Source organism: Bacillus sp. LR--39 (assembly GCF_053613335.1).
On record NZ_JBSIOT010000284.1, the window covers coordinates 1 to 1,138 of the forward strand.

Annotated in this window: 1 protein-coding gene and 1 pseudogene; both read right to left on the reverse strand. The window is 50.3% G+C overall.

Features of this window, described 5'->3' with window-relative positions; translation table 11 throughout:
* Positions 1–183, reverse strand: a pseudogene (locus ACWHAR_RS22540) (DUF1805 domain-containing protein); the annotation flags it as partial.
* A gap of 64 nt (positions 184–247) precedes the next feature.
* Positions 248–1,138, reverse strand: an 891-nt coding sequence (locus tag ACWHAR_RS22545; protein WP_452087888.1) for a bifunctional metallophosphatase/5'-nucleotidase, incomplete at its 5' end; no start/stop codon positions are given.

Sequence of the window (1,138 nt, forward strand, 5' to 3'; positions counted from 1 at the left end):
GCGGACACCAACTGCCCGCCCCGCCACGATGCCGCGCTCCTTTAATTTTTCATTCAGCAGCGCCACATCAAGCGCGCCGCATCCGTGATCATTGGCGACGGCCATAAAATTCGTTTTGGGAAGCTTTACTGTCACAGCTGTAAAAGGCTGTCCTTCTATCATGATCGGTGTCAGGTTTACCACGTCAACCACTCCCTTCATTCATCACTTTATGATGAAGGGCACAGCTTGTTGTGGGCTGACTGCCTTATTGCGCAAGCTTCCAAGCAAGCAGATCCCGCAAAAATTCCGGCATAAAATATTCTTTTTCTGCAACGTCGCGAATCAGCGGAAACAGTTTGCCAAGCGTAAACATATCAAGCACCGCAACGGAGTATTGTTTATGTTTTTCAATATCTTCCCCGTTCAGTGTGATCCGGGTGACGTGGGTGATCCCGTCATCGAGCCGTTTCGTTTCTACCTCAACGCCGGCATACACCATTTTCCCCATCACTTCTCCGCGGAAGCCGAGTCCTTTGATCCGGAGCTGCTCCATTTGTTCGGAAGCGGCATGGATAATGGTTTCCTTCAGTTCTTCTCCCGTCAGGCGGACAGCCACCGGGTTGATCGGATGCGGACAGATGCGGTGCAGGTCCAGTTTTGTCACAGGACCTGCTTTAAGCGGACCGAGAATGACACCTGAATTGACCATACTGATGTCCGTCTCGCACCATTCCTTTAAGGCGTATGCCAAAAGCAAAGGCAGCTCTGATTCTTCAAACCACTTCACCTCAGCATCTTGTGCAAGCTCTGCAACGGCATCGGACAGCTTCTCCTCGGCTTCACGTTCTTTTTCATTGAAAAACGCTTTTGTTTCTGCGGATTCTCCTGTCCATTCCGCCATGTTCTGCACAGAAGCCGTTTTGCTGATGATGCTTCGCTGTACGCTGTCCACCGTGATTTCTACACAGCCGACATAATGCCCGTATTTCTCGGCGCTGGCCAGCAGTACCCCATTAACCACTTGTCCATCTTCAAGCAAATGATGGGTATGTGATTCGAGGATTACATCAATCTCAGGCACCGCTTCAGCCACTGCTTGATCATCAAGAATGCCTAAATGTGACAGCAGAACGATAATATCAGCCTGCCCTTTCAC